Here is a 22,236-nt window from a genome sequence, read left to right on the forward strand (position 1 = left end):
ACGGGTCGGTGAGGAACGCCGGAAGGCTACGTGACTGCGGGTAAGGAAATTGTGAAGACGATCGGCGGCAGGAGCTGGCCAGAGGGGTTGTTAGGACACGCCACACCGAGATAATCACCCTAAGTAGCTGCCGCAGACGGTTCGAACGAGGTCAGCTCGCCGTCACGACGTGGTCGATCACCAGGTGGGCGGCGCCGGTGATGCCGACGTCCTGGCCGGCGGCGACCCGCTCGATGAGCAGGCTCTGGGTGGCCAGCGGCAGGCACCGCTCGTAGAGGGTGGCCCGCATGCTGGCCAGCAGCGGCTCACAGTCGGCGAGCCGACCGCCGATGGCCACCACCTGCGGGTTGAAGAAGTTGACCACCACGGCCAGGATCTCACCGACCGCGCGGCCGGCCTGCCGCGCGAGCGCGGTGGCCTGCCGGTCACCGTCGTCGATCAGGCGGATCACACCGGTCAGGTCGTCGACCGGTACGCCCTGCTCGCGTAGCGCGGTGACCAGGGCGGCACCGCTGGCCACCGCCTCCAGGCAACCGGAGTTGCCGCAGGTGCACGGTGGCGCGGGGTCGGCCGCCACCCGGCAGTGGCTGATGTCCCCGGCCGACCCCTGTGCGCCCCGGTGCAACCGTCCACTGGAGATCACACCAGAGCCGATCCCGGTGCCGGCCTTGATGTAGACGGCGTGGTCCAGTTCGGGGTGCGCGGTGCGGTGCGCGCCGAGCGCCATGAGGTTGGCGTCGTTGTCCACGATGACCGGCACGTCGACCCGGCCGGCGCAGAACGCGGCGACGTCGAAGCCGTTCCAGCCGGGCATCCGTGAGGGGCTGACGATCCGCCCGGTGGCGTGTTGCACCGGACCGGGGATCCCGATGCCGATGCCGCGCAACGCACGAGCCGTCGCGCCGGCTGGCGGGGCGGCCGGATCGTTGGGCGCCAGCGCGGCGACCTCGGTCAGCAGTGCGCCGAGCACCGCCTCCGGGCCGTCCTCGATGCGGACCGGCAGGGTGCGGGCCTGGACCACCCGCCCGGAGAGGTCCAGGGTGCCGAGGCGGGCGTGATGGGCGCCGAGGTCGATGGCGCCGACCACGGCACCGCCGGTGGGCACGGCAAGTTGGCGGGGTCGTCGCCCGCCCCTTGACCGCCCGGCGCCGGTCTCCTCCAGCAACCCCTGGCTGATCAACGCCTCGACCCGCTGGGAGACCGTCGACGGGGACAGCCCGGAGAGGCGGGACAGGTCGGCACGACTGACGGCCGCTCCGGTAGCCACCCAGCGCAACAGCTCCCGGGGGCCGCCCCGGAGGGCATCGCGTGGCGCGTCGTCAATCGTCACGTCAGCTTCTTAGCACCCGGAGTTTGTTCAAGCAACCGGTTGACTTAGTTTCCTGGCTACCTTTAGATGACGCTGTTGGTTCGATGTGAAGCCAACTTAGTTTTGTGGTCGAAGGAAGTGAGGCCGCCTGGTGGCACCGGAGACGACGGGTGCGGACCGACCGATGGTGTCGGTACGCGGCCTACACAAGTGGTTCGGCCCGCTGCACGTACTCAAGGACATCGACCTCACGGTGGCCACCGGTGAGGTGGTCGTCGTCGTCGGCCCCTCCGGCTCCGGAAAGTCGACCCTGTGCCGCTGTCTGAACCGGCTGGAGACGGCCGGGCAGGGCAGCATCGAGATCGACGGTGAACCGCTGCCCGCCGAGGGCCGCGCGCTGGCCCGACTGCGCGCCGACGTCGGCATGGTCTTCCAGTCCTTCAACCTCTTCGGGCACAAGACGGTGCTGGACAACGTCACCCTCGGCCCCACCCGGGTCCGCCGGATCCCCCGACCCGAGGCGCGGCAGCAGGCGTTGACGCTGTTGGAGCGGGTCGGTATCGCCGACAAGGCGGACCACCACCCGGCCCAACTCTCCGGCGGGCAGCAGCAGCGGGCCGCGATCGCGCGGGCCCTGGCGATGCAGCCGAAGGTGCTGCTCTTCGACGAGCCGACCTCGGCCCTCGACCCGGAAATGGTCAACGAGGTGCTCGACGTGATGGTCTCCCTCGCCGCCGAGGGCATGACGATGATCGTGGTGACCCACGAGATGGGTTTCGCCCGTCGCGCCGCCGACCGGGTGGTCTTCATGGACGACGGCCGGATCGTCGAATCCGGCGCCCCCGACGACTTCTTCGCAGCTCCGCGCACCGAGCGGGCCCGCGACTTCCTATCCAAGATCCTCCAGCACTAGCCCCCAACGGGAGGGTGTCATGTCAATTTTCAGGATGAGCTTCACCGGGCGGCGCTCGCTCGCCCTCACCGCCACCGCGGTGGCGGTGACCCTCGCCGCGGCCGGCTGCGGTGGCGACAGCGGCGGCAGCGCTCCGGCGCTGCCCGGCAACCCCGGCCTGGGCGGCGACGGCGTGGTCGCCCAGTCGGTGTACGACGCCGCCCCGGTCGCCACCGACGCGGACATCCCGGCCGGTTCTACCATGGACGCGATCCGCAAGCGCGGCTACCTCAACATCGGCGGATCCCTGGACGCGCCGCTGCTCTCCCAGCAGAACCCGGTCAGCGGCACCATCGAGGGATTCGACGCCGACATGGCCAAGTTGCTGGCGAAGTACATCATCGGCAAGCCCGAGGTGAAGACGACGACCATCGGCACCCAGACCCGGGAGGCCATGCTCCAGGCCAAGTCGGTGGACGCGGTCTTCCAGACGTACACGATCACCCCGCAGCGGGCCACCCAGGTCGCCTTCGCCGGGCCGTACCTCACCTCCGGCCTGGCGGTCGGCGTCCGCAAGGACGACACCTCGATCAAGAGCGTCAAGGACCTCGCCGGTAAGACCGTGATCGTCGGGGCGAACACCCCCGCCGTCACCGCGCTGCCCTCCGCCGCGCCCGGCTCGAAGCAGATCGCCTTCGGCACCGACCCGCAGGCGTTGCAGGCGCTGCTGCAGAAGCGCGGCGACGCGTACGTGCAGGACTTCACGCTGCTCGCCTCGGGCGCCAAGGCGAACCCGGGGATGAAGGTGGTCGGCGAGCCCTTCACCACGGAGGCGTACGGCATCGGCCTCAACCGGGAGGACGCGCAGTTCAAGGAGTTCGTCAACAACTGGCTGAAGAAGATCCAGGCGGACGGCACCTGGGCGAAGGTCTGGGAGGGCACCCTCGGCTCGGTGGTCGAGGGTGGGGCGCCCACCCCGCCCGCCCTCGGTTCCGCCGACGGCTCCTGAGCACCCTCCCGTACCGATGGACGCCCTCACCGCCCACCTGAGCGAGTTCGGCCACGGCCTGGTCACGACGGTCGAACTGACCGTCGTGACCACCGTCGGCGCGATGCTGCTCGGCATCGTCGTGGCCACCCTGCGGATCGCCCCCGTCCCGCTGCTGCGCGCCATCGGCACCGGGTACGTCGAGGTGTTCCAGAACCTGCCGCTGCTGGCCCTCCTGGTGCTCTTCGTGTTCGCGCTGCCCACCATCGGCATCACGTTCCCGCTGTTCACCTCCGCCGCGATCGTCATCGCGGTGTACGAGGGGGCGTACCTGGCCGAGGCGATCCGGGCCGGGATCAACACGGTCGGTGTGGGCCAGGCCGAGGCGGCCCGTGCCATCGGGCTCACCTTCGGCCAGTCCCTGCGGCACGTGATCCTGCCGCAGGGACTGCGGGCCGTGATCCAGCCGATCGGCAACATCTGCATCGCGCTGCTGATGAACACCTCGCTGGCCGCCGCCGTCGGCGTGGTCGAGCTGACCCAGGCGGCCAACAACGTGAACCTCGTCGAGGCTCAGCCGATCGCTGTCTTCACCGGCGCGGGCCTCGCCTACATGCTGCTCGCGTTGATCATCGGTCAGGTCACCGGCCTGCTCGAACGAAGGCTGGCGATCGTCCGATGAACAAGACCCAACAGATCCTCTTCGACGAGCCCGGCCCGCGCGCCCGACGGCGGATCCGGATCGCGACCGGGCTGGGCGCCGTTCTCCTCGCCGGGGCACTGGTCCTGGCCGTGCGCCAGTTCGCCAGCCACGGCGAGCTGGCCGCCGCCCGGTGGGAACCGTTCACCACCTGGCCGATCTGGCGGTACCTGCTCAACGGCCTGTGGGCCACGGTGCGCGCCGCCGGCGCGACCGCCGTGCTCAGCGCCGCCCTCGGACTGCTCCTGGCGCTCGGCCGGCTGTCGACGCACCGAGCACTGCGCTGGCTGGCCGGCGCGTACGTGGAGGTCTTCCGGACCGTACCCACCCTGCTGCTGATCTACGTGACGCTGTTCGCCCTGCCGCAGTACGGGCTGAACTTCCCGCTGTTCTGGAAGCTCGTGGTGCCGCTGGTGGTCTCCAACTCGGCGGCGTTCGCGGAGATCTTCCGGTCCGGCATCCTGGCGCTGGACCGTGGGCAGACCGAGGCCGGCCTCGCGGTCGGGCTGCGCCGCGGCCAGGTGATGGCGCTGGTGGTGCTGCCGCAGGCGCTGCTGCAACTCGCCCCGTCCCTGGTCAGCCAGCTGGTCGGGCTGCTCAAGGACACCTCGCTCGGCTTCGTGGTCAGCTACACCGAGCTGCTCTACAGCGGGCAGGTGCTGTCGTCGTACACCCACCTGCTGATCCAGACGTTCCTGGTGGTGGCGCTGATCTATTTGGTGGTCAACGCCTCGCTGTCGAAGTTCGCCCGGGTCCTCCAGGCCCGCAACGGCCGCTTCGGCGGTCGGCGCGGACGGCGCACCGCCGATCTGCCCCCGCCGCTTCTCGAAGGGAACACCCCGCGGTGACCATCTTCCGCTACGCCGAACTGGCCCGGGTCGTCCGCAACGGCTTCGTCGAGAGCCGCCATCACGGCAGCGTCGTGGTACTCGCCCCGGACGGCACGGTCGCCCTCGCCGCCGGCGTACCCGACGAGCCGGTGCTCCCCCGTTCCACCCTCAAACCGGTGCAGGCACTGGCCTGCCGGATCGCGGCGGGCGACGCGTTGACCGGCCCGGCGCTGGCCCTCGCCGCCGGCAGCCACACCGGCGACGACCGGCACGTCGAAATGGTCCGGGCGATGCTGACCGGGGCCGGCCTGACCGAGGACACGCTCGGCTGCCCGGTCGACTGGCCCGAGGACGAAGCGACCCGGGACCGGCTGATCCGCGCCGGCGGGCAGCGCGACCGGATCCGGATGAACTGCTCCGGCAAGCACGCCGCGATGCTCGTCGCCTGCGTCGCCCGGTCCTGGAGCACGCACGACTACCTCGACCCGGAGCACCCGCTGCAACGGGAAACCGCCGCCGCCGTCGCCCGGCTGGCCGGCACGCCGATCGCGCACCACGCGGTCGACGGCTGCGGCGCGCCACTGTTCGGCCTGTCGCTGACCGGCCTGGCCCGAACGTTCCAGGCGTTGGTCAGCGCGCCCGCCGGCAGCGACGAGGCACTGGTCGCGCAGGCCATGCGCGAATACCCGGAGTACGTCGGCGGCTGGCACGGGCACCCGAACACCGACCTGATGCGGGCACTGCCCGGCGTCCTCGCCAAGGGCGGGGCCGAGGGTGTGCTCGCGGTGGCCACACCGGACGGTCACGCGGTGGCCGTGAAGGCGATCGACGGTTCACCCCGAGCCACCACCGCCATCGCCCTCGCCGCCCTCGACGCCGTGGGCGTACCGGTGGGTGGGGCCGACGCGCTGCGCCAGGTGCCGGTGCTCGGCGGCGGCCGACCGGTGGGTGCCGTCACGGCCGTCATCGACTGGACCGCGGCATCGCCTCGCACCTGAGCGGCAATCTCTCGCACGCAAGCGGCATCGTCTCGCACGGAAAAGGAAGAGTCATGAACACATTCGAGATCTGCATCGACAGCGTCGAGGGGGCGGTGGCCGCCGAGGAGGCCGGCGCCGACCGGGTGGAGTTGTGCTCGGCGCTCTTCGACGGCGGGCTGACCCCCAGCCTGGGCACCATCGAGACGACAATCCGCGCCGTCGACCGGATCCGGGTACACGTCATCGTCCGGCCCCGGGCCGGCGACTTCATCTACTCGCCGTACGAGATCGAGGCGATGGAGCGGGACGTCCGGGCCGCGGTGGCGGCTGGCGCGCACGGCATCGTGATCGGCGCGTTGACCGCCGAGGGTGACGTGGACGTGCCGACCACCCGCCGGCTGATCGCCGCCGCCGGCGACGCCAGCATCACCTTCCACCGGGCGTTCGACATGACCCGCGACCCGTACTCGGCGCTGGAGCAGCTGATCGAGCTGGGCGTGCACCGGGTGCTCACCTCCGGTCAGGAGGTCAGCGTGCTGGAGGGCGCCCCGCTCATCGCCGACCTGGTACGCCGGGCCGCCGGCCGGATCGTCATCATGCCGGGCGGTGGCATCACCCCCCGCAACATCGCCCGGATCGTCGAGGCGACCGGCGCCGCCGAATACCACTTCGCCGCCCTGGTCAGCTCGGACAGCCCGGCCGTGCACCGCAACCCGGCGCCGCTGATGGGCGGCAGCCTGAACCGACCCGAGTACGAGCGGTCGGGCACGTCCGGCGCGCTGGTCGGCCAGGTGCTCGCCGCCGCCCGCGCCTGACGCACCGCCCCGGGCGTGCTGATCGTGCTCGATCCGTGAAGTAGTGGCCTCCCACGGTGGTGAGGCCACTACTTCCATGTTCGAGCACGATCATGGAAGCACGCGCCCTCGTGACCACCGCTCGCGCGGGGTCGGGCCCACCACTCGGGGCTACGGCGGCTAGCCGGTGGCGAGGTTGATGGCGACGCCGATCGGGATGGACGCCGCGAGACCCGCGACCAACCACCACAGCTGCTCCCGCCTGGCTTTCTGCTGTGCCGACTGGAGGCCGCCCTGGATCTGGGTCAGGGTGCTCGCCATCATCATCAGGTCATTCTCCCCACCGGAGTGCCCGCTCCTGAGGGAACGCCGCAGGACGGAGCGGCGAAGCCGGCTCGTGGTCGACAACGTCAGGTGATGCCGGCGAACCCGACGCGACGCGAACACCAACGGCTCGGGGTCGCCGAGGGGGTAACCGTCGTCGTCCGATTCCTCCGAGGGCTCGACGGCGGGGCCGACACCGACCTGACGCGGGTCCGAGAAGCGCCGCCCAAGGCGGAATGCCCACCACCAGACGCCACCGCCGCCGCCGAGCAGGACGAGGTTCGCGACGATCGCGCCGATCGCCCACCGATCCGGGACGAAAAAGCCGACGGCACCGACGGGGACGGCCGCCAGGATGAACGCCTTCGCCGCGGCCGTGCCGCTGATCCCCCGCATACCTGTCATTGAACCCGTCCCGACCGGTAGCGGGGGTCTCTGCTATCCGGAAGGCGACAGATCTCGTCTCCGGAGCCCGCTGTCTGCTGAGACCGGTGTGCGACCTGCGAAAGGCCGGCGGCGCTAGCTCGACGCCACGTCGTTGACGCAGCGCAGGACCGGGCGGGCGGTGAGGGCCGCGACGTCCAACAGCCGGTCCGCGTGCACGGTGAAGGTCGTCGACTCGCCGGGCAGCAGGGTCACCAGGGCCGTGTCCACGATGGCGGAGGCATCGAGCCGGTCCGGGAAGAGGGTCAGGTCGCGCAGCACGGTGCGGGCCGTGACCCGGACCTGCTGCCCACCGTCAACCGGCTCGACCGTCGCGTCCCAGGCCGCCGTCGGCCAGTCCACCTCCCGGTCCTCGGCGAAGAACCACAGCGCGCGCTCCGCACTGCCGCCGGCCTCCGCGACCAGCAACTCGCGGCGGACCTCGTCCACCCGTGCCAGGTCCGCCGGCAGTGCCAGCACCACCGAGGAGTACGCCGGGACGTCGAGGTCGACCGAGGTCTTCGCCCTCGGCTCCCCGGTGAGCGTGAACCGGGTCACCGAGGCCGCCGCCCGCCAGGGTGCGCCACCGTCGTTGACCGCGACCAGGGCCAGGCCACCGTCGCGGGGCTGCACGGTCAACAACCGGTCGGCGTACGCGTGGCGCAGCGCGTACCACAGGGGTTTGCGGCGACCGTCGCCGTCCACGGCCGACCAGGAGGTGACCGGCCAGCAGTCGTTGAGCTGCCAGACGATGGTGCCGGCACAGACGCCCCGGTGGGAGCGGAAGTGCTCCACCCCGAGCTGGATCGCCCGAGCCTGGTTGAGCTGCGTCAGGTAGTGCCAGTCGTCGAAATCCGCCGGGGCGGGCAGGTGCGCGTCGAGGCCCCGCTGGAGCTTGGCGTCACCGTCGGCCGCCTTCTGGTGGTGCGCCATGCCCGGCGAGTCGTGGGCCAGGGGTTCGTCGCTCAACGCCCGGCGCAGCGTCGCGTACGCCGGTGGGGCCTGGTACCCGAACTCGGCGACGAAGCGCGGCACGTACTCCCGGTATTTGGTGTAGTCGTCGGTGTTCCACACGTCCCAGATGTGGGTGGTGCCGTGCGCCGGATCGTTGGGGTGGATGGCCTCGCTGCCCGACCAGGGGCTGCCCGGCCAGTACGGGCGGGTCGGGTCCAGCTCGCCGACGATCCGGGGCAGCACGTCGAGGTAGTAGCCACGCCCCCAGGTGCGCCCGTCGAGGTCCTGCTGCCAGTCCCAGTCGTGCCAACCCCAGATGTTCTCGTTGTTGCCGGTCCACAGCACCAACGACGGGTACGGCGCGAGCCGGGTCACCTGCTCGGCGGCCTCGGCGGCCACCTCGCTGCCGAACGGTTCCTCCTCCGGGTACGCCGCACAGGCGAAGAGGAAGTCTTGCTGGACGAGGAGTCCGCGCTCGTCGGCGAGGTCGTAGAAGTCGGCCGACTCGTACCGGCCGCCGCCCCAGACGCGCAGCAGGTTGACGTTCGCCGCGACGGCCTGGTCGAACCGCTCGGCCAGCCGGGCCCGGGTGATCCGGGTGGGGAACGCGTCGTCCGGGATCCAGTTGACCCCGCGGACGAAGACGGGAACGTCGTTGACCGACAACGCGAACGGGGTGCCGTGCTCGTCGGGCGTGGTGTCCAGTCGCACCGAACGGAAGCCGATCCGGTGCGACCAGCTGTCCAGGGTGTCGCCGCCCGGCCCGTGCAGGGTCACCTCGATCGGGTGGCGCACCTGGTCGCCGTACCCCCGGGGCCACCACAGCGCGGGCTCGCGGACGGTGAGGGTCAGCACGGCCGTGCGCCGCCCGACCGGGACCACCACCTCGGCGTGGGCGCCGGCGACGGCGGCGCGGACGGTCAGCGGGACGTCCGCGACCCGCTCGACCTCGACGTGCAACTCGACCCGGCCGTCGCGGCCGTCCATTGTGACAAGTGGACGGACGGTGGCCAGCCGGGCGGTGGACCAGGCGTGCAGGCTGATCTCCTGCCAGATGCCGGCGGTGACCAGGGTCGGCCCCCAGTCCCAGCCGAAGTTGCAGGCCATCTTGCGGATGAAGTGGAACGGCTCCGGGTAGGCGTTCGGCCGGTCGCCGAGCCGCTCCTGCTGCGCCTCCGCGTAGCGGTAGGCGGAGTCGAACGTGACCACCAGGTCGTTGTCGCCGTCGCGCAGCAGCGGCCGGACGTCGAACCGGTAACCGCGGTGCATGTTCGCGGTGCGGCCGACCTCGACGCCGTTGAGGGTGAGTGTGGCGACGGTGTCCAGGCCGGCGCAGACCAGGTCGACGCGTTCGTCGTCGCCGGCCCGGTGGACGATCGTGGTCTGGTAGACCCAGTCGGTGCGCCCGATCCAGGCCAGGGCCCGCTCGTTGTCGTCGAGGTAGGGATCGTCGATCAGCCCGGCGTCGAGCAGGTCGGTGTGCACGCAGCCGGGCACGGTCGCCGGCACGGACCGGCCGGCGATCTCCTCGGGCACCTGCGCTCCGGGGGCCGCTCGCACTGTCCAACCGTCGTAGAGTGCCTGTCGGCTCACGATGTCACCGCACCTCTGGATCGAAAGACGTTAACTGAACCGGATAAGCTGAGCCACCGTACGGTTCGGAATCAAGCCTGTCAACGGTCAGCGAGCGAAGGAGCACGCCGGTGAAGCGGCCGACCATCGCCGACGTCGCCCGACGCGCCGGAGTGTCCAAGGGCGCGGTGTCGTACGCGCTGAACGGGCAGCCCGGCGTCTCCGAGGCCACCCGACAGCGCATCCTGGCCATCGCCACGGAGATCGGGTTCAGCCCGAGCAGCGCCGCCCGCGCCCTCTCCGCCGCCACCGCCGGGGCGATCGGCCTCGCGCTGTGCCGACCGGCCCGGACACTCGGCGTCGAGCCGTTCTTCATGGCGCTGATCAGCGGTGTCGAGGCCGAACTCTCCGCCCGCTCGTACGCGCTGACCCTCCAGGTGGTGGCCGACCACGACGCCGAGATCGCGGTCTACCGGCGCTGGTGGGGCGAGCGGCGGGTGGACGGGGTGCTGGTCTGCGACCTGCACACCGAGGACCGGCGCATCCCGGCCCTCGAACAACTGCAACTGCCGGCGGTGGTGATCGGTGGCCCCGGTGGCACCGGCGGACTGGCGAGTCTCTGGTCCGACGACGCCGCAGCGTTGACCGAGACGGTGGAATACCTGGTCGCGCTCGGGCATCGGCGCATCGCCCGGGTCGGCGGCCTGCCCGACCTGCGGCACACCGAGATCCGTACCGACGCCTTCGCGGCGATCTGCCAGCGGCTCGGCCTGGTCGACGCGGTGACGGTCTGGTCCGACTACACCGGCGAGGAGGGCGGCCGGGCAACCCGCAGGTTGCTCAGCTCCTCCCAGCGGCCCACCGCGCTCATCTACGACAACGACGTGATGGCCGTCGCCGGGCTCTCCGTCGCCCAGGAGATGGGGCTGACCGTGCCCGGTGATCTGTCCATCGTGGCCTGGGACGACTCACCGCTGTGCCGCCTGGTGCACCCCCCGCTGACCGCGCTGGGCCGGGACATCCCGGCCTACGGCGCGCACGCCGCCCGGCAGTTGCTCGCCGTCGTCGCCGGACAGCCCACCGGCCGGGTGCAGGACGAGACGCCCCGGCTCACGCCGCGCGGCAGCACCGCACCACCCCGAGCGAGATGAACCGGTTCAGCGGGATGCTGAGGGAAACTCCTCGAAGTACGCCTCGACCCGTTCGGCCGTCGCCGGGCGGGCCAGCGCGAACCCCTGCCCGTACCGGCAACCGCCCCGGCGGGCCCCCTCGACCTGGGTCGACGACTCCAACTCCTCGGCGACGATTTCGACGCCCAACCGCTCGCCGACGTTGACCACCACGTCGATCAGGGGTGGCTGCCCGTCCGGTCGTGCGCCCACCAACTCCGGGCCCACCTTCAGCAGGTCGATCGGCAGCCGGCGCAGCTGGGCCAGCGAGGCGTGCTCGGCCCGGAAATCGTCGAGCGCGGTGCGTACGCCCAGCGACCGGAGCCCGGCCAGCCGAGCCACCACCGTCGGCAGGTCACCGGCGACCCTCGGCTCGCTCACCTCCACCACCAGCCGTTCCGGCGGCACCCCGTACGCGGCCAGCACGGCCGCGAGCCGCTGGACGAAGTCGGGGGTGGTCAGCTCCCGGGTCGTCACGTTGACCGCCATCCACAGCTCCCGGACGCCCACCGACCAGTCGGACAACTGCCGGCAGGCCCGGTCCAGCACCCACCACTCCAACTCGCCGACCAGGTCCAGGTCCTCGGCGACCGGCAACAACTCGGCCGGAAGCACCGTGCCGAGCACCGGGCTACGCCAACGCAGCAGCGCCTCCGCGCCCACCGGTTGCCCGTCGGCCAGGTCGACCACCGGCTGGTAGACGAGATCCAGCTCGCCGCGCGCCACCGCGCCGGGCAACTCGCGCTCCAGGTCGAGCCTGCGCACCAGTTGTTCCTCCAGGAACGCGTCGTACCACTCCACGCGGTCCCGGCCCAGCTGCACGGCCCGTCGTCGGGCCAACTCGGCCTGCCGGAGCACGTCCGCCGGCCCGGCGCCGCTCACCTCGGCCAACCCGATGCTGGTCTGCACCCGCAGCATGGCGCCGGCCAGCCGGTACGGCGGACCGAGCGCGCCCAACAGTCGGGTGCCCAGCGCGTACGCCAGCACCGGGCCGGCGGCGGTGACCACCGCGAAACCGGTACCCGTGCAGCCGGTGACCAGATCGTCGGGGGCGATGACCGCGCGAGCCCGGTGCACCGCCTCGGCCAGCACGTCCTCCCGCGCGGTCGGGCCGAGCCCGTCGGTGCCGTGCAGGTCCACCAGCAGCAACGCGCCGGTCGGCACGGGAACGTCGCCGATCGCGGCGAGGGCGTCCAACAGTGCGGCCCGGTCGCCGGGGGTGCCGCTTCCCACACCGGGTCGCCGACCGAACGCCGACCACCCGGGGTTGTCGTCGGGCGACCAGGTCGAACCGACCCCGATCCCGGTGGCCGCGCCCTCCCGGCCGCCGGGAGAGCCCCGCTCGGGCGTTGCGGGCGGCGGCTCCGGCGTGCCCAGCCAGCGTGCCGGCGCCGCCCGGCGGTGCCGGACCGCGCTGCCGGTCGCCCGGCGATGAGCGGCCCGCCGAGCGGACGGGGACGTGTCCCCGGCACGCAGCAGCTCGCGCAGCACCAGGGGCGGCACCGCCGCGAGGGCCAGCAGCACGCTCGTCCGATCGGGTACGCGGCCGGCCCCCAGGTGCAGACCGGACGCCAGCAGCAGCACCGCCGCGGGAAGCACCGACCGGGGCCAGGCCGCGGCGACCGGCTCCGCCGGCTCCGGGTCGTCCGCGGCGTCCGCCGCACCGACCGCCATCAGCAACATCCCGAACACCAACGGGGGTACGGCAAGCAGGGCCACCCGCCCGCCCGGTGCGGGCGGCAGGGTGGCCAGCAGCACCAGCCCACCCAGGGTGAGCAGGACGCCACCCCGGCAGAGCGCTTCGCCCGAGCGCCGCCGTGGCCCCGCCAACGCGTTCAGCGCGGCCATGCCCAGCACGCCGAGCGTCAACGCGGCGACCAGCCGAACCGGGGCCGACCGGCCGTCGTGGGGCAGCAGCAGCCAACCGGCCAGGGCCAGCCCGACCGCCGGACCGGTCGACTCGACCAGCCAGCGCAGTCGCCGCCCGGCCGCCGGCCGGGTTCGACCGGGCAGACGGCACAGACCGGCCACCGAGAGAGCCGCCACGACCACCGACCCGAGCAGCACGGCGAGGGTGTGCCCGAGGTCGGCCAGGGGCAGCACGACGGCGGTGAGACCGGCCGCCACCACCGCCGCGTCGAGCAGCACGCCCGCCGCCCTCGGGGTCGGGTCGGTGTCGCGCCGGGTGGCCAGTCGAGAGAGTCGCAGCCCGGCGAGCGTGGCGCCGGCGCCGGCGGCCAGCGCGATCACCACCGGGGTCGGGGCCAGATCGGCGGCACCGGCGAGGAGGAGCAGCGCCACCGCCAGGGACGTGGCGGCCTCCGGCGCCGCACGGCGGGGGACGAGGACGCGGAACGGGTACGCGAGGAGCACGGCGGTCGCCTTCGTGAGGGGGCACGGGGGCGGTGCGGCGGTGCGGGACATCGGACGTTGCGGGTCCGCTACCCACGATTGGCAACGATGGACGGCCGGATTGGTTACTTGTCGGTCACTCGGAGGAGACAACGACCCGTGTCACTGTACGGCCTACCAGGGGCTGCTGGCACCGCCCGCCGCCAGCCGGACCGACCGGCAGTGGGATCATCGGAGGGTGAGTAAGCCCGACACGATCCGCTTCCGGTACAACCAAGCCATCCTGGTGGCCGCGATCATCGCCTTCGTCGGCGCCCTGCCGCTGGCCAGCGCCCGGGCCTACCTGTTGCCGGTGCTGATCGTCCCGCTCGCCGTCGCGGTGTGGGCCTGGCGGGCCGGCACCGAGGCCGACGCGCGGGAGCTGCGCCTGCGGGCGCTGGCCGGGCAACGTCGGATCGGCTGGGAGCAGATCCTGGAGCTGACCACCGACCAGCGCGGACGGGCGGTCGCCCGGCTCGACGACGGCCAGCAGGTCACCCTGCCGGCCGTCCGTGGAACAGACCTGCCCCGGCTGGTCGCGGCGACCGGGCAGACGTTGCCCCAGGACGCGGCGGACGCACCGGGTCAGTAGCCGTCGACGACCGTGTTGATCAGCGGCTGCCCGGCGGCGAACCGGCGCACCTGGTCGCCGACCAGCCGGTAGGCCCGCGGCAGCAGGCCGCGCACCGACCCGGCCACGTGCGGGGTGAGCAGCACGTTCGGCATGGCCCAGAGCGGGGAGTCGGCGGGCAGCGGCTCCGGGTCGGTGACGTCCAACGCCGCCGAGATCCGACCGGTGCCCAACTCGGCGACCAGCGCCTCGGTCTGCGCCACCGGCCCCCGGGCGGCGTTGACCAGCAGCGCCCCGTCCGGCATCGCGGCCAGGAACGCCTTGTCGATCAGGCCACGGGTCTGGTCGGTGAGCGGCACCAGCACCACCACCACGTCCGCGTGGGGCAGCAGCCGGGGCAACTCCTCGACGGCGTGCACCCCCTGCTCGGGGCGGGCCGTCCGGGCGACCAGGGTGAAGCTCACGTCGAAGGGGGCGAGCCGGTCGCGCACTGCGGCACCGATCGAACCGGCGCCGACGATGAGCACCCGCTTGCCGGTCAGCTCGTCGGTCGGGGTGTGGTCCGCGTACGCCCAGCGCCGCTCGGCCTGCGCGCGGACGAACGCCGGGAAGGCCCGCAACTGGGTGAGGATCGCGGTGACGACCCACTCGGCGGTGGAGGGGTCGTGCACGCCCCGGGCATCGCAGAGCGTGACGGTCGGCGGTGTCCGGCCGGCCCAGGCGTCCGCCCCGGCGGAGAGCAACTGCACCACCGCGACGTCGGGCAGCTCACCCAGCAGCGCCGTCGCGTCCGAGCCACCCAGGAACGGCGGCACCCAGACGCGGACGTCGGCCGGCTCGGACGGCATCCGGTCGGCGTGCTCGAACACCTCCACGGTCACGCCCGGGGGCAGCTCGCCCAGGAGGTTCAGGCCGGCCTGCTGCGGAATCCATACCTTCACGTCCGCCGACGATAGTCCCCGACGCCGGGGCCGGCGCGGGCGCGGCGGCGAACCGGCGTTCCGGGGGATGGTGACACGGACGGGGGCGGGCGAGACTCAGCACGCGAATGTCCGACGCCGCACCGGACGAGGTATAACGAAGGGTCGGAGGGCCCGGTCCGCCTCCGCCCCGGCAGACAGGTGCTCGATGACCGACGGCTCCCCCGCCTCCGCCCGGCGTGCGATCGCGCCACCTTCGGTGCTCGGCGACCCGGCGCGGTTGCGCGCGCTCGCCGACACCGGGCTGGACGCCGCCCCGGACGAGGCGTTCGACCGGTTCGCCCGGCTGGTCAGCGACCTGTTGGACGTGCCGGTCGCGCTGGTCTCGCTGGTCTCCGCCGACCGGCAGTTCTTTCCGGGCGCGGTCGGCCTGCCGGAGCCCTGGTCGGAACGCCGGCAGACCCCGCTGAGCCACTCGTTCTGTCAGCACGTGGTGGACATCGAGGTGCCGATGGTGCTGCCGGACGCCCGGCTCTATCCCCGGGTGCGCGACAACCTGGCCATCGACGACCTGGGCGTGGTGGCGTACGCGGGGATGCCGCTGACCGACCTCTCCGGCCGGGTGCTCGGCTCGCTCTGCGCCATCGACAGCAAGCCCCGCGCCTGGACGGCGGCGCAGCTGCGGACCCTGGCCGATCTGGCCGCCGCCTGCTCGTCGGAGTTACGGCTGCGGATCGCGCTGGACGGCGCGCAGGAGGCGCGGCGGCGGGCCGTGCAGGCCCACGAACGGTTGGAGTTGCTGGCCGGGGTGAGTGAGACCCTGGCCGGCACGCTGGACGTGGGCACCGCGCTGCGCCGACTCGCCGCCACCATGGTCCCGCTGCTCGCCGACTGGTGCCTGCTCACCCTGATCGGGCCGACCGGGCTGCCCCGCGAGGTGGTCTCGGTGCACCGGGATCCGGCCCGCGCGGCGGACGTCGACCGCTTCGGCGAGCTGCTGCGCACCGGACTGAGCCCCGAGTCGACCATCCGAGCGGTGCTCCGGACCGGCCAGCCCCGGCTCGGCAGCGTGGCGTCCCTGGCCGACGTGACGCGCGGCACCACCTACCCGGAGATGGCCTCCATCGCCAGCCGGCTGGGCATCGCCTCCTACCTGAGCGTGCCGGTGCGGGGCGTCGGCGGCACGGTGCTGGGGGCGATCACCCTCGTCAACGGCGGCCAACGTCAGCAGTTCGACGACCGGGACCTGCTCACCGCGGTCGACATCGGCCGTCGGGCCGGACAGGCCGTCGGCAACAGCTCGATGTACGGCGAGCAGCGGCACGTCGCCGAGGTGCTGCAACACAGCATGCTGCCCCGGCTGCCGGTGCTGGCGGAGCTGGAGTTGACGGCCCGCTACCAGCCGGCGGCCGACCGGGTGGAGGTGGGCGGTGACTGGTACGACGCGTTCGTCCAGCCCGACGGCGACGTGATCGCGGCGATCGGGGACGTGGCCGGGCACGACATCGAGGCCGCGGCGACCATGGGCCAGCTGCGCAACCTGGTACGGGGCAACGCCTTCGGCCGGCCGGACGCGGTCGGGGCGTTGCTGAGCGACCTGGACGGCGCCATCCGTGGTCTGCGGCTGCCGATCGCCGCCACCGCGACGCTGGTGCGGATCTGTCCGCAGCGCGCCGGGGTGCACGAGATGACCTGGTCCAACGCCGGGCATCCGCCGGCCCTGGTGGTCCGGGTGGGCGGGGCGGTCGAGGTCCTGGAGGCGACGCCGGAGCCGCTGCTCGGCCTGGCCCGCCCGTCGCTGCGGAGCAGCCAGTCGACCAGCCTGGCCAGCGGCGACACCCTGCTGCTCTACACCGACGGGCTGATCGAACGGCGGGACCGCTCCATCGACGACGGGTTGGCCGAGCTGGTGGGCCGGTTGGCTGGCACCGACACGATGCCCCTCGACGAGCTGTGCGACCTGCTGCTCGCCTCGATCCGCCACCGTGAGGACGACACCGCGCTGCTGGCCGTACGGGCCCGCTGAGCGCCCACCGAGCCGGGTCCGTCGGCACCCGTTGGATCTCGACGGGCCCGGCCGGGCCGCGCGGCGGGCTACCCTGGGCCGGGTGAGCGCCCGTCCCCCGTACCCTCGCATCCGCCGCCTCCGGGTGGCCCTCGCGGCGTCCTGCGCGGCGCTGCTGTTCACCGCCGGTTGCAGCTTCGGCGAGCCGGAGCCCGACCCGGCCGGCGAGCCGCCCAACCTGCCCACCCCGTCCGCGTCGGCGGGCCCCGGCGGTGCCGGCCAGCAGGCGGTGGCGACCGTGCTCGCCAAGGGTCTGCGGGTGCCCTGGGCCATCGCCTTCCTGCCGGACGGCGGCGCGCTGGTCACCGAACGCGACAACGGCCGGATCTTGCAGGTCGGGCCCGAGTCCGGGCCCGACGGCCTGCGGGTCCGCCCGGTGCAGACCATTCCCGACGTGGCCGCGGCCGGCGAGGGCGGGCTGCTCGGCATCGCCGTCTCCCCGGCCTACGCCCGCGACCGGACGGTGTTCGTCTACTACACGGCCGAGCAGGACAACCGGGTCGCCCGGCTGCGACTCGGCGGGCAGCCCACCCCGATCCTCACCGGCATCCCCAAGGCCAACGTGCACAACGGTGGTGGGCTGGGCTTCGGCCCGGACGGGCAGCTCTACGTCAGCACGGGTGACGCCGGCGAGCGTCCCAACTCCCAGGACGTGAAGAGCCTGGGCGGCAAGATCCTGCGGATCACCCCGGACGGCAAGCCCGCCGCCGGCAACCCGTACCCCAACTCCCCGGTGTGGTCGCTGGGGCACCGCAACGTGCAGGGTTTCGCCTGGGACGCCGCCAAGCGGATGTACGCCGTCGAGTTCGGCCAGAACACCTGGGACGAGATCAACCAGATCAGCAAGGGCGGCAACTACGGCTGGCCGGAGGTCGAGGGGAAAGCCGGCGACAAGCGGTTCACCGACCCGATCACGCAGTGGGGGACGTCGGACGCGTCCTGCTCCGGTCTGGCCGCCGTGGACCGGCTGCTGGTCACCGGCTGCCTGCGCGGCAAGCGCCTCTGGGTGATGGAGCTGACTGATACCGGTACGCTGCTCGGTCAGCCCAGTGAGCTACTCACCAATCGGTACGGCCGGTTACGCGCGGTGGCGGCGGCACCGGACGGGTCACTCTGGGTGAGCACCTCCAACCACGACGGGCGAGGCAACCCTGCGGGCGACGACGACCGGCTGCTGCGGGTGGTCTTCGCGGGCGGTGACGGCGGGCGCAGCTGAGTTCGTCACCATCGGTTCAGGTTTGCCAAGATCTTTAGGTGGGCAGGTCAGACTTTCAGCATGGACGGGCAACGCGACGAGCGGCACGACGACGCCGATGACCGGGACGACCCGGTGACCGGCGGCGATCGGTCGCGCCCGACGGGTTGGCGGGCCGCTGCCGCCGGCCCGCTGCGCCGCGTCGGGCTGATCGTCGCCGTCCTCGCCGTGGCCCTGGGCGGGGCGGTGCTCGGGGTGCTGGCCGGCGGCCAGGTGAGCACCGACATCGGCCCGTTCCGGGCCAACCTCAGCATCTCCCCGGCCCGGGACGGCGGCACCACCGTCGACATCCCGCCGCTGGGCGCGCTGCTGCTCGACAGCCACGACGGGCCGACCCACCTCACCGTCCGGCTGGGCGCGCTCGACCAGGGGCGCACCGAGGCGCTGATCGACGACCCGGCCAGCATCAGCCGGGCCAGCCAGAGTGCCGTGGAGGACGTCCGATCCGGGGTGATGCGCCTCGGCCTGCGTACCCTCGGCGCGTCGGTGCTGGTCACCCTGGTCCTGGCCGGGTTGATCTTCCGCAACGTCCGGCGGACCGCCTGGGCGGGCGGGCTGGCGCTGCTGGTCACCGCCGGCAGCCTCGGCACGGCGGCGGCCACCCTGCGCCCGCAGGCGATCGAGGAGCCACGCTACGAGGGGCTGCTGGTCAACGCGCCGGCCATCGTCGGTGACGCCCGCCGGATCGCCAACGACTACACCAAGTACGCCGAACAGCTGCAACGCCTGGTCGGCAACGTCAGCCAGCTCTACACCACCGTCTCGGCGCTTCCGCTGCTGGAGCCGACCCCGGGCACCACCCGGGTGCTGCACGTCTCCGACATGCACCTCAACCCGACCGGCTGGCAGCTGATCCGGACGGTGGTGGAGCAGTTCGGCATCGACGTGGTCATCGACACCGGGGACATCACCGACTGGGGCAGCGAACCGGAGGCGTCCTTCGTCGCCTCGATCGGCCTGCTGAAGAAGCCGTACGTCTTCATCCGGGGCAACCACGACTCCGGCAAGACCGCCGCCGCGGTGGCCCGTCAGCCGAACGCGATCGTGTTGAACAACACGACGACGACGGTCGCCGGGCTGACCATCGCCGGCATCGGCGACCCACGTTTCACCCCGGACAAGAACACCTCCCCCGCCGGCAGCGGGTTGACCCAGCAAGTGGCCGACCAGGTGATCGGGGCCGGTGACCAGCTCGCCGCGACGGTCCGCAGCTCACCGCGACCGGTCAACATCGCACTCGTGCACGATCCGGCGTCGGCCGGGCCGCTCGCCGGCACCTGCCCGCTGGTGCTGGCCGGGCACACCCACGCCCGGCAGATCTCCAAGCTGCCGCAGGCACCCGGGCAGCAGCCCACCACGCTGATGGTGGAGGGCTCCACCGGCGGCGCCGGGCTGCGCGGCCTGGAGGGCGAGAAGCCCACCCCCCTGTCGATGAGCGTGCTCTACTTCGACCAGCAGAAGATGCTCCAGGCGTACGACACCATCACCGTCGGCGGGACCGGCCAGGCCCAGGTCAACCTCGAACGACGCGTGGTGGAGAACCCGACCGCCGGCGCGACCGCCTCGGTCTCCCCCACCCCGACCGACGGTGCGCCCGTCACCCCCACGCCCACGCCGACCGGCTGAGCCGACGTCGGCGCCCCGACGGGCGCGGACGGGTCAGCGCAGGGCGATGGCGGCCAAGGCGGCGTTGACGATGCTGCCGGGCAGCAGGTCGTGCAGTTCGTACAGCTCCGCGACGCTGCCGGACTGGCCGAACTCGTCCACCCCGAGCGGCACCGCCGGGGCTCCGACCGCCGAACCGAGCCACGCCATCGCGTGCGACGCGGCGTCGTGCACGGTCACCACCGGCACGCGATCGGCGAACGCGGACCGCAACGCGCCCGGCACACTGGGCACCGTGGCCGTCCGTACGCCCTGACGCAGGGTGCGCTGCCAGGCCCGGTAGAGCCGGTCCAGCGACGTCACGTCCACCACGTGCGCGGCGATGCCCTCGTCGGCCAGCTCCGCCGCGGCGGCCAGCACCTCGGGCAGCACCGCGCCGGAGGCGGCCAGCTGCACCACCGGGGCGTCGACCAGATGCGGGTGGGCCTGGTGCGCGTCGACCAGCCGGTACGCCCCGGCGACCACCTGTCGCCGCAGCACCGCGTCGCCGAGCCGCGCCCGAGCCGCCTCGAACGGCGCCTGGTCCAGCGGTCGGGTGCTCAACCGGAAGTAGTACGCGCCGTCCTCGGCCGGTGCGGCGGTCGTCGCCGGGGACGACCCGCCGGCGATCTGCCCGAGCGCGTCGCAGAGCAGCCAGTCGAGGGTGGCCGCGTACGCCGGCTCGACGAAGGTCACCCCGGGCAGCTCCAGACCGACCGACGCGGTGATGGTGGACTGGTGGGCGCCGCCCTCCGGGGCGAGGGTGATGCCGGACGGGGTGCCGGCCACCACGAACCGGGAGCCGGAGTACGTGCCGTACAGGAACGCGTCGAGGCCGCGCAGCACGAACGGGTCGTAGACCGTGCCCACCGGCAGCAGCGGCTGCCCGGACAGGTCCCAGGAGAGCCCGAGCTGACCGAGCAGCAGGAACAGGTTCATCTCCGAGATGCCCAGCTCGATGTGCTGCCCGGCTGGGCTCTCCGTCCAGCGCAGCATCCGGTCCTCGGTCCAGGAACGCTGCTCGGTGGGGGCGAACACCCCGGTCTTGTTGATGAACCCGGCCAGGTTGGTGGAGGTGGCCACATCCGGGGCCGTGGTGACCAGGTAGCGGCCCACCTCCCGGTCCCGCGCCAGGTCCACCAGCACCCGACCGAAGACCTCCTGCGTGGAGATCGGCTTGTTGGCGCGTACTCCCGTGCTCTCCGGAACGGTGACCCCCAACGCGCGCTCGCGCGGCGCGCGCGACAGCGCCTCGCGGCGGGCGCCGGCCCGGATCCCGGCGGGTGACGCCGGGTCGAGGCGGTCCCACTCGGTCTCGGCGGTCAACCCGTGCGCGGCGCGCAGCGTGTCGACCTGCTCGGGGCTGAGCAGCGCGGAGTGGTTGCGCGGATTGCCGGCGATGGGCAGACCCCAACCCTTCACGGTGTACGCGAAGACGACGCTGGGCCGGTCGGTGACCGCGTCGCACTGGGCGTACGCGTCGAGCATCGCCTGAAGGTCGTGCCCGCCCAGGTCGGTGACGAGCGGGCCCAACTGCTCGTCGTCGACGTGGGCGATCAGCTCGTCGATGCCGGCCGGCGCGCCGTCCAGGAACTGCTTGCGCAGCACCGGACCGTCCAGCCCGAACAGCGACTGGTACTGCTCGTTGGGCATCGCGTCGATCCAGTCCCGCAACGCCTCGCCACCCGGCCGGGCGTACGCCTCGGCGAGCCGCCGGCCGTACTTGACCTCCACGACGTGCCAGCCGGCCGCCTCGAACTGACCCCGCCACTGGTTGATCCGGATGCCGGGAACGACCCGGTCCAGCGACTGGCGGTTGAAGTCGACGAGCCACATCACGTTGCCCAGCCCGATGGTCGCCGGGTCGGCCACCGCCTCCCAGATGTTGCCCTCGTCCAGCTCGGCGTCACCGATGAGCGCCACGAACCGGGAGTGCGGGCGGGCCCCGAAGTGCGCGTCGACGTACCGCCGGGTGGCGGCGGCGAACAGCGGCGCCGCCGCGCCCAGGCCGACCGAACCGGTGGAGAAGTCCACCTCGTCCGGGTCCTTGGTGCGCGACGGGTACGACTGGAGGCCGCCCCGGGCCCGCAGTCGGGGCAGGTAGGAGCGGTCCAGGTTGCCGAGCAGGTACTGGATGGCGTGGAACACCGGGGACGCGTGCGGCTTCACCGCGACCCGGTCCTCGGCGTCCAGGTGCGCGAACCAGAGCGCGGTCATCGCCGTGACCAGGGACGCGCTGGACGCCTGGTGGCCGCCGACCTTCACACCGTCGCCGGTGGGACGGTCGTGGTTGGCGGCGTCCACGATCCGGGTGGCGAGCCAGAGCACCCGGCGCTGGATCTCGTCGAGGACATCGAGGTCGTGCTGGGTCACGGTGGCTCCATCCAGGCGTCGCCGTTGACGCCCTCACGAGGGGTGCGGGGTGGCCGCGTAATCGACAGGGGGGCGGAAGGCC

Annotated in this window: 17 protein-coding genes; 11 read left to right on the forward strand and 6 right to left on the reverse strand. The window is 72.7% G+C overall.

Annotated elements, in window-relative coordinates; translation table 11 throughout:
- Positions 1-151 precede the first annotated feature (151 nt).
- On the reverse strand, positions 152-1,330 hold the full coding sequence (locus AB0J33_RS16155; RefSeq protein WP_363614157.1) for an ROK family transcriptional regulator: 1,179 nt from the start codon (positions 1,328-1,330) through the stop codon (positions 152-154).
- Between the two features lie 163 nt (positions 1,331-1,493).
- Between AB0J33_RS16155 and AB0J33_RS16160 the strand changes: the two genes are divergently transcribed.
- The 6 genes from AB0J33_RS16160 to AB0J33_RS16185 are packed head-to-tail and all read left to right on the forward strand — an operon-like array spanning position 1,494 to position 6,514.
- On the forward strand, positions 1,494-2,222 hold the full coding sequence (locus AB0J33_RS16160) for an amino acid ABC transporter ATP-binding protein (protein WP_363614621.1): 729 nt from the start codon (positions 1,494-1,496) through the stop codon (positions 2,220-2,222).
- 19 nt (positions 2,223-2,241) lie between these two features.
- Positions 2,242-3,210, forward strand: a complete 969-nt coding sequence (locus AB0J33_RS16165; RefSeq protein ID WP_363614159.1) for a glutamate ABC transporter substrate-binding protein — start codon at positions 2,242-2,244, stop codon at positions 3,208-3,210.
- A 16-nt stretch (positions 3,211-3,226) separates the two neighbouring features.
- Complete coding sequence (locus AB0J33_RS16170; protein WP_363614161.1) at positions 3,227-3,871, forward strand: amino acid ABC transporter permease; 645 nt, start codon at positions 3,227-3,229, stop codon at positions 3,869-3,871.
- A complete protein-coding gene (locus AB0J33_RS16175) occupies positions 3,868-4,737 on the forward strand; it encodes an amino acid ABC transporter permease (RefSeq protein ID WP_363614163.1) in 870 nt (289 codons plus the stop codon). The genes AB0J33_RS16170 and AB0J33_RS16175 overlap by 4 nt, the downstream gene beginning before the upstream one ends.
- On the forward strand, positions 4,734-5,717 hold the full coding sequence (locus tag AB0J33_RS16180) for an asparaginase (protein ID WP_363614165.1): 984 nt from the start codon (positions 4,734-4,736) through the stop codon (positions 5,715-5,717). The genes AB0J33_RS16175 and AB0J33_RS16180 overlap by 4 nt, the downstream gene beginning before the upstream one ends.
- A 53-nt stretch (positions 5,718-5,770) precedes the next feature.
- Entirely contained in the window at positions 5,771-6,514 is a 744-nt protein-coding gene (locus tag AB0J33_RS16185; RefSeq protein ID WP_363614167.1) for a copper homeostasis protein CutC, read from the forward strand.
- Between the two features lie 159 nt (positions 6,515-6,673).
- On the opposite strand, the gene AB0J33_RS16190 is transcribed toward AB0J33_RS16185, so the two are convergent.
- Both AB0J33_RS16190 and AB0J33_RS16195 read right to left on the reverse strand, forming a co-directional pair.
- Entirely contained in the window at positions 6,674-7,213 is a 540-nt protein-coding gene (locus AB0J33_RS16190) for a hypothetical protein (protein WP_363614169.1), read from the reverse strand.
- A gap of 123 nt (positions 7,214-7,336) precedes the next feature.
- Positions 7,337-9,787 carry a glycoside hydrolase family 2 protein gene (locus AB0J33_RS16195; RefSeq protein WP_363614171.1) on the reverse strand — a complete coding sequence of 817 codons (2,451 nt, stop codon included), beginning with the start codon at positions 9,785-9,787 and terminating at the stop codon, positions 7,337-7,339.
- A 110-nt stretch (positions 9,788-9,897) separates the two neighbouring features.
- Between AB0J33_RS16195 and AB0J33_RS16200 the strand changes: the two genes are divergently transcribed.
- Positions 9,898-10,917: a LacI family DNA-binding transcriptional regulator gene (locus AB0J33_RS16200; protein WP_363614173.1), complete on the forward strand. Its 1,020-nt coding sequence runs from the start codon at positions 9,898-9,900 to the stop codon at positions 10,915-10,917.
- Positions 10,918-10,923: 6 nt separating this feature from the next.
- Here the strand turns inward: AB0J33_RS16200 and AB0J33_RS16205 are convergent, their stop codons facing one another.
- Positions 10,924-13,308, reverse strand: coding sequence for a GGDEF domain-containing phosphodiesterase (locus AB0J33_RS16205; protein ID WP_363614175.1), 2,385 nt, complete (start codon positions 13,306-13,308; stop codon positions 10,924-10,926).
- A 217-nt stretch (positions 13,309-13,525) separates the two neighbouring features.
- Here AB0J33_RS16205 and AB0J33_RS16210 point away from each other — a divergent pair, with 217 nt between their 5' ends.
- Positions 13,526-13,918 (forward strand): PH domain-containing protein, encoded by a 393-nt coding sequence (locus AB0J33_RS16210; protein WP_363614177.1) that lies wholly within the window; start codon positions 13,526-13,528, stop codon positions 13,916-13,918.
- On the opposite strand, the gene AB0J33_RS16215 is transcribed toward AB0J33_RS16210, so the two are convergent.
- Positions 13,912-14,838 carry a 2-hydroxyacid dehydrogenase gene (locus tag AB0J33_RS16215; protein WP_363614179.1) on the reverse strand — a complete coding sequence of 309 codons (927 nt, stop codon included), beginning with the start codon at positions 14,836-14,838 and terminating at the stop codon, positions 13,912-13,914. The genes AB0J33_RS16210 and AB0J33_RS16215 overlap by 7 nt on opposite strands.
- Before the next feature lie 187 nt (positions 14,839-15,025).
- On the opposite strand from AB0J33_RS16215, the gene AB0J33_RS16220 reads away from it, so the two are divergent.
- The 3 genes from AB0J33_RS16220 (at position 15,026) to AB0J33_RS16230 (ending at position 19,763) form a co-directional block, all read left to right on the forward strand.
- Positions 15,026-16,843, forward strand: a complete 1,818-nt coding sequence (locus AB0J33_RS16220; protein ID WP_363614181.1) for a GAF domain-containing SpoIIE family protein phosphatase — start codon at positions 15,026-15,028, stop codon at positions 16,841-16,843.
- Positions 16,844-16,925: 82 nt separating this feature from the next.
- Positions 16,926-18,098, forward strand: coding sequence for a PQQ-dependent sugar dehydrogenase (locus AB0J33_RS16225; RefSeq protein WP_363614183.1), 1,173 nt, complete (start codon positions 16,926-16,928; stop codon positions 18,096-18,098).
- Positions 18,099-18,158: 60 nt separating this feature from the next.
- On the forward strand, positions 18,159-19,763 hold the full coding sequence (locus tag AB0J33_RS16230) for a metallophosphoesterase (RefSeq protein WP_363614185.1): 1,605 nt from the start codon (positions 18,159-18,161) through the stop codon (positions 19,761-19,763).
- Positions 19,764-19,796: 33 nt separating this feature from the next.
- Here AB0J33_RS16230 and AB0J33_RS16235 read toward each other — a convergent pair whose 3' ends face one another.
- Entirely contained in the window at positions 19,797-22,154 is a 2,358-nt protein-coding gene (locus AB0J33_RS16235; RefSeq protein ID WP_363614187.1) for a pyruvate dehydrogenase, read from the reverse strand.
- Positions 22,155-22,236: the final 82 nt, after the last annotated feature.

Origin of the sequence: Micromonospora sp. NPDC049645 (assembly GCF_040675155.1) — a bacterium.
In the GTDB taxonomy this organism is placed as follows: Bacteria; Actinomycetota; Actinomycetes; order Mycobacteriales; family Micromonosporaceae; genus Micromonospora.

Excerpts from the sequence above, each read along its gene's own strand:
- AB0J33_RS16160 (WP_363614621.1), top strand. The coding sequence starts at position 1,494 with ATGGTGTCGGTACGCGGCCTACACAAGTGGTTCGGCCCGCTGCACGTA.
- AB0J33_RS16165 (WP_363614159.1), top strand. The coding sequence starts at position 2,242 with ATGTCAATTTTCAGGATGAGCTTCACCGGGCGGCGCTCGCTCGCCCTC.
- AB0J33_RS16170 (WP_363614161.1), top strand. The coding sequence starts at position 3,227 with ATGGACGCCCTCACCGCCCACCTGAGCGAGTTCGGCCACGGCCTGGTC.
- AB0J33_RS16175 (WP_363614163.1), top strand. The coding sequence starts at position 3,868 with ATGAACAAGACCCAACAGATCCTCTTCGACGAGCCCGGCCCGCGCGCC.
- AB0J33_RS16185 (WP_363614167.1), top strand. The coding sequence starts at position 5,771 with ATGAACACATTCGAGATCTGCATCGACAGCGTCGAGGGGGCGGTGGCC.
- AB0J33_RS16190 (WP_363614169.1), bottom strand. The coding sequence starts at position 7,213 with ATGCGGGGGATCAGCGGCACGGCCGCGGCGAAGGCGTTCATCCTGGCG.
- AB0J33_RS16220 (WP_363614181.1), top strand. The coding sequence starts at position 15,026 with ATGACCGACGGCTCCCCCGCCTCCGCCCGGCGTGCGATCGCGCCACCT.
- AB0J33_RS16230 (WP_363614185.1), top strand. The coding sequence starts at position 18,159 with ATGGACGGGCAACGCGACGAGCGGCACGACGACGCCGATGACCGGGAC.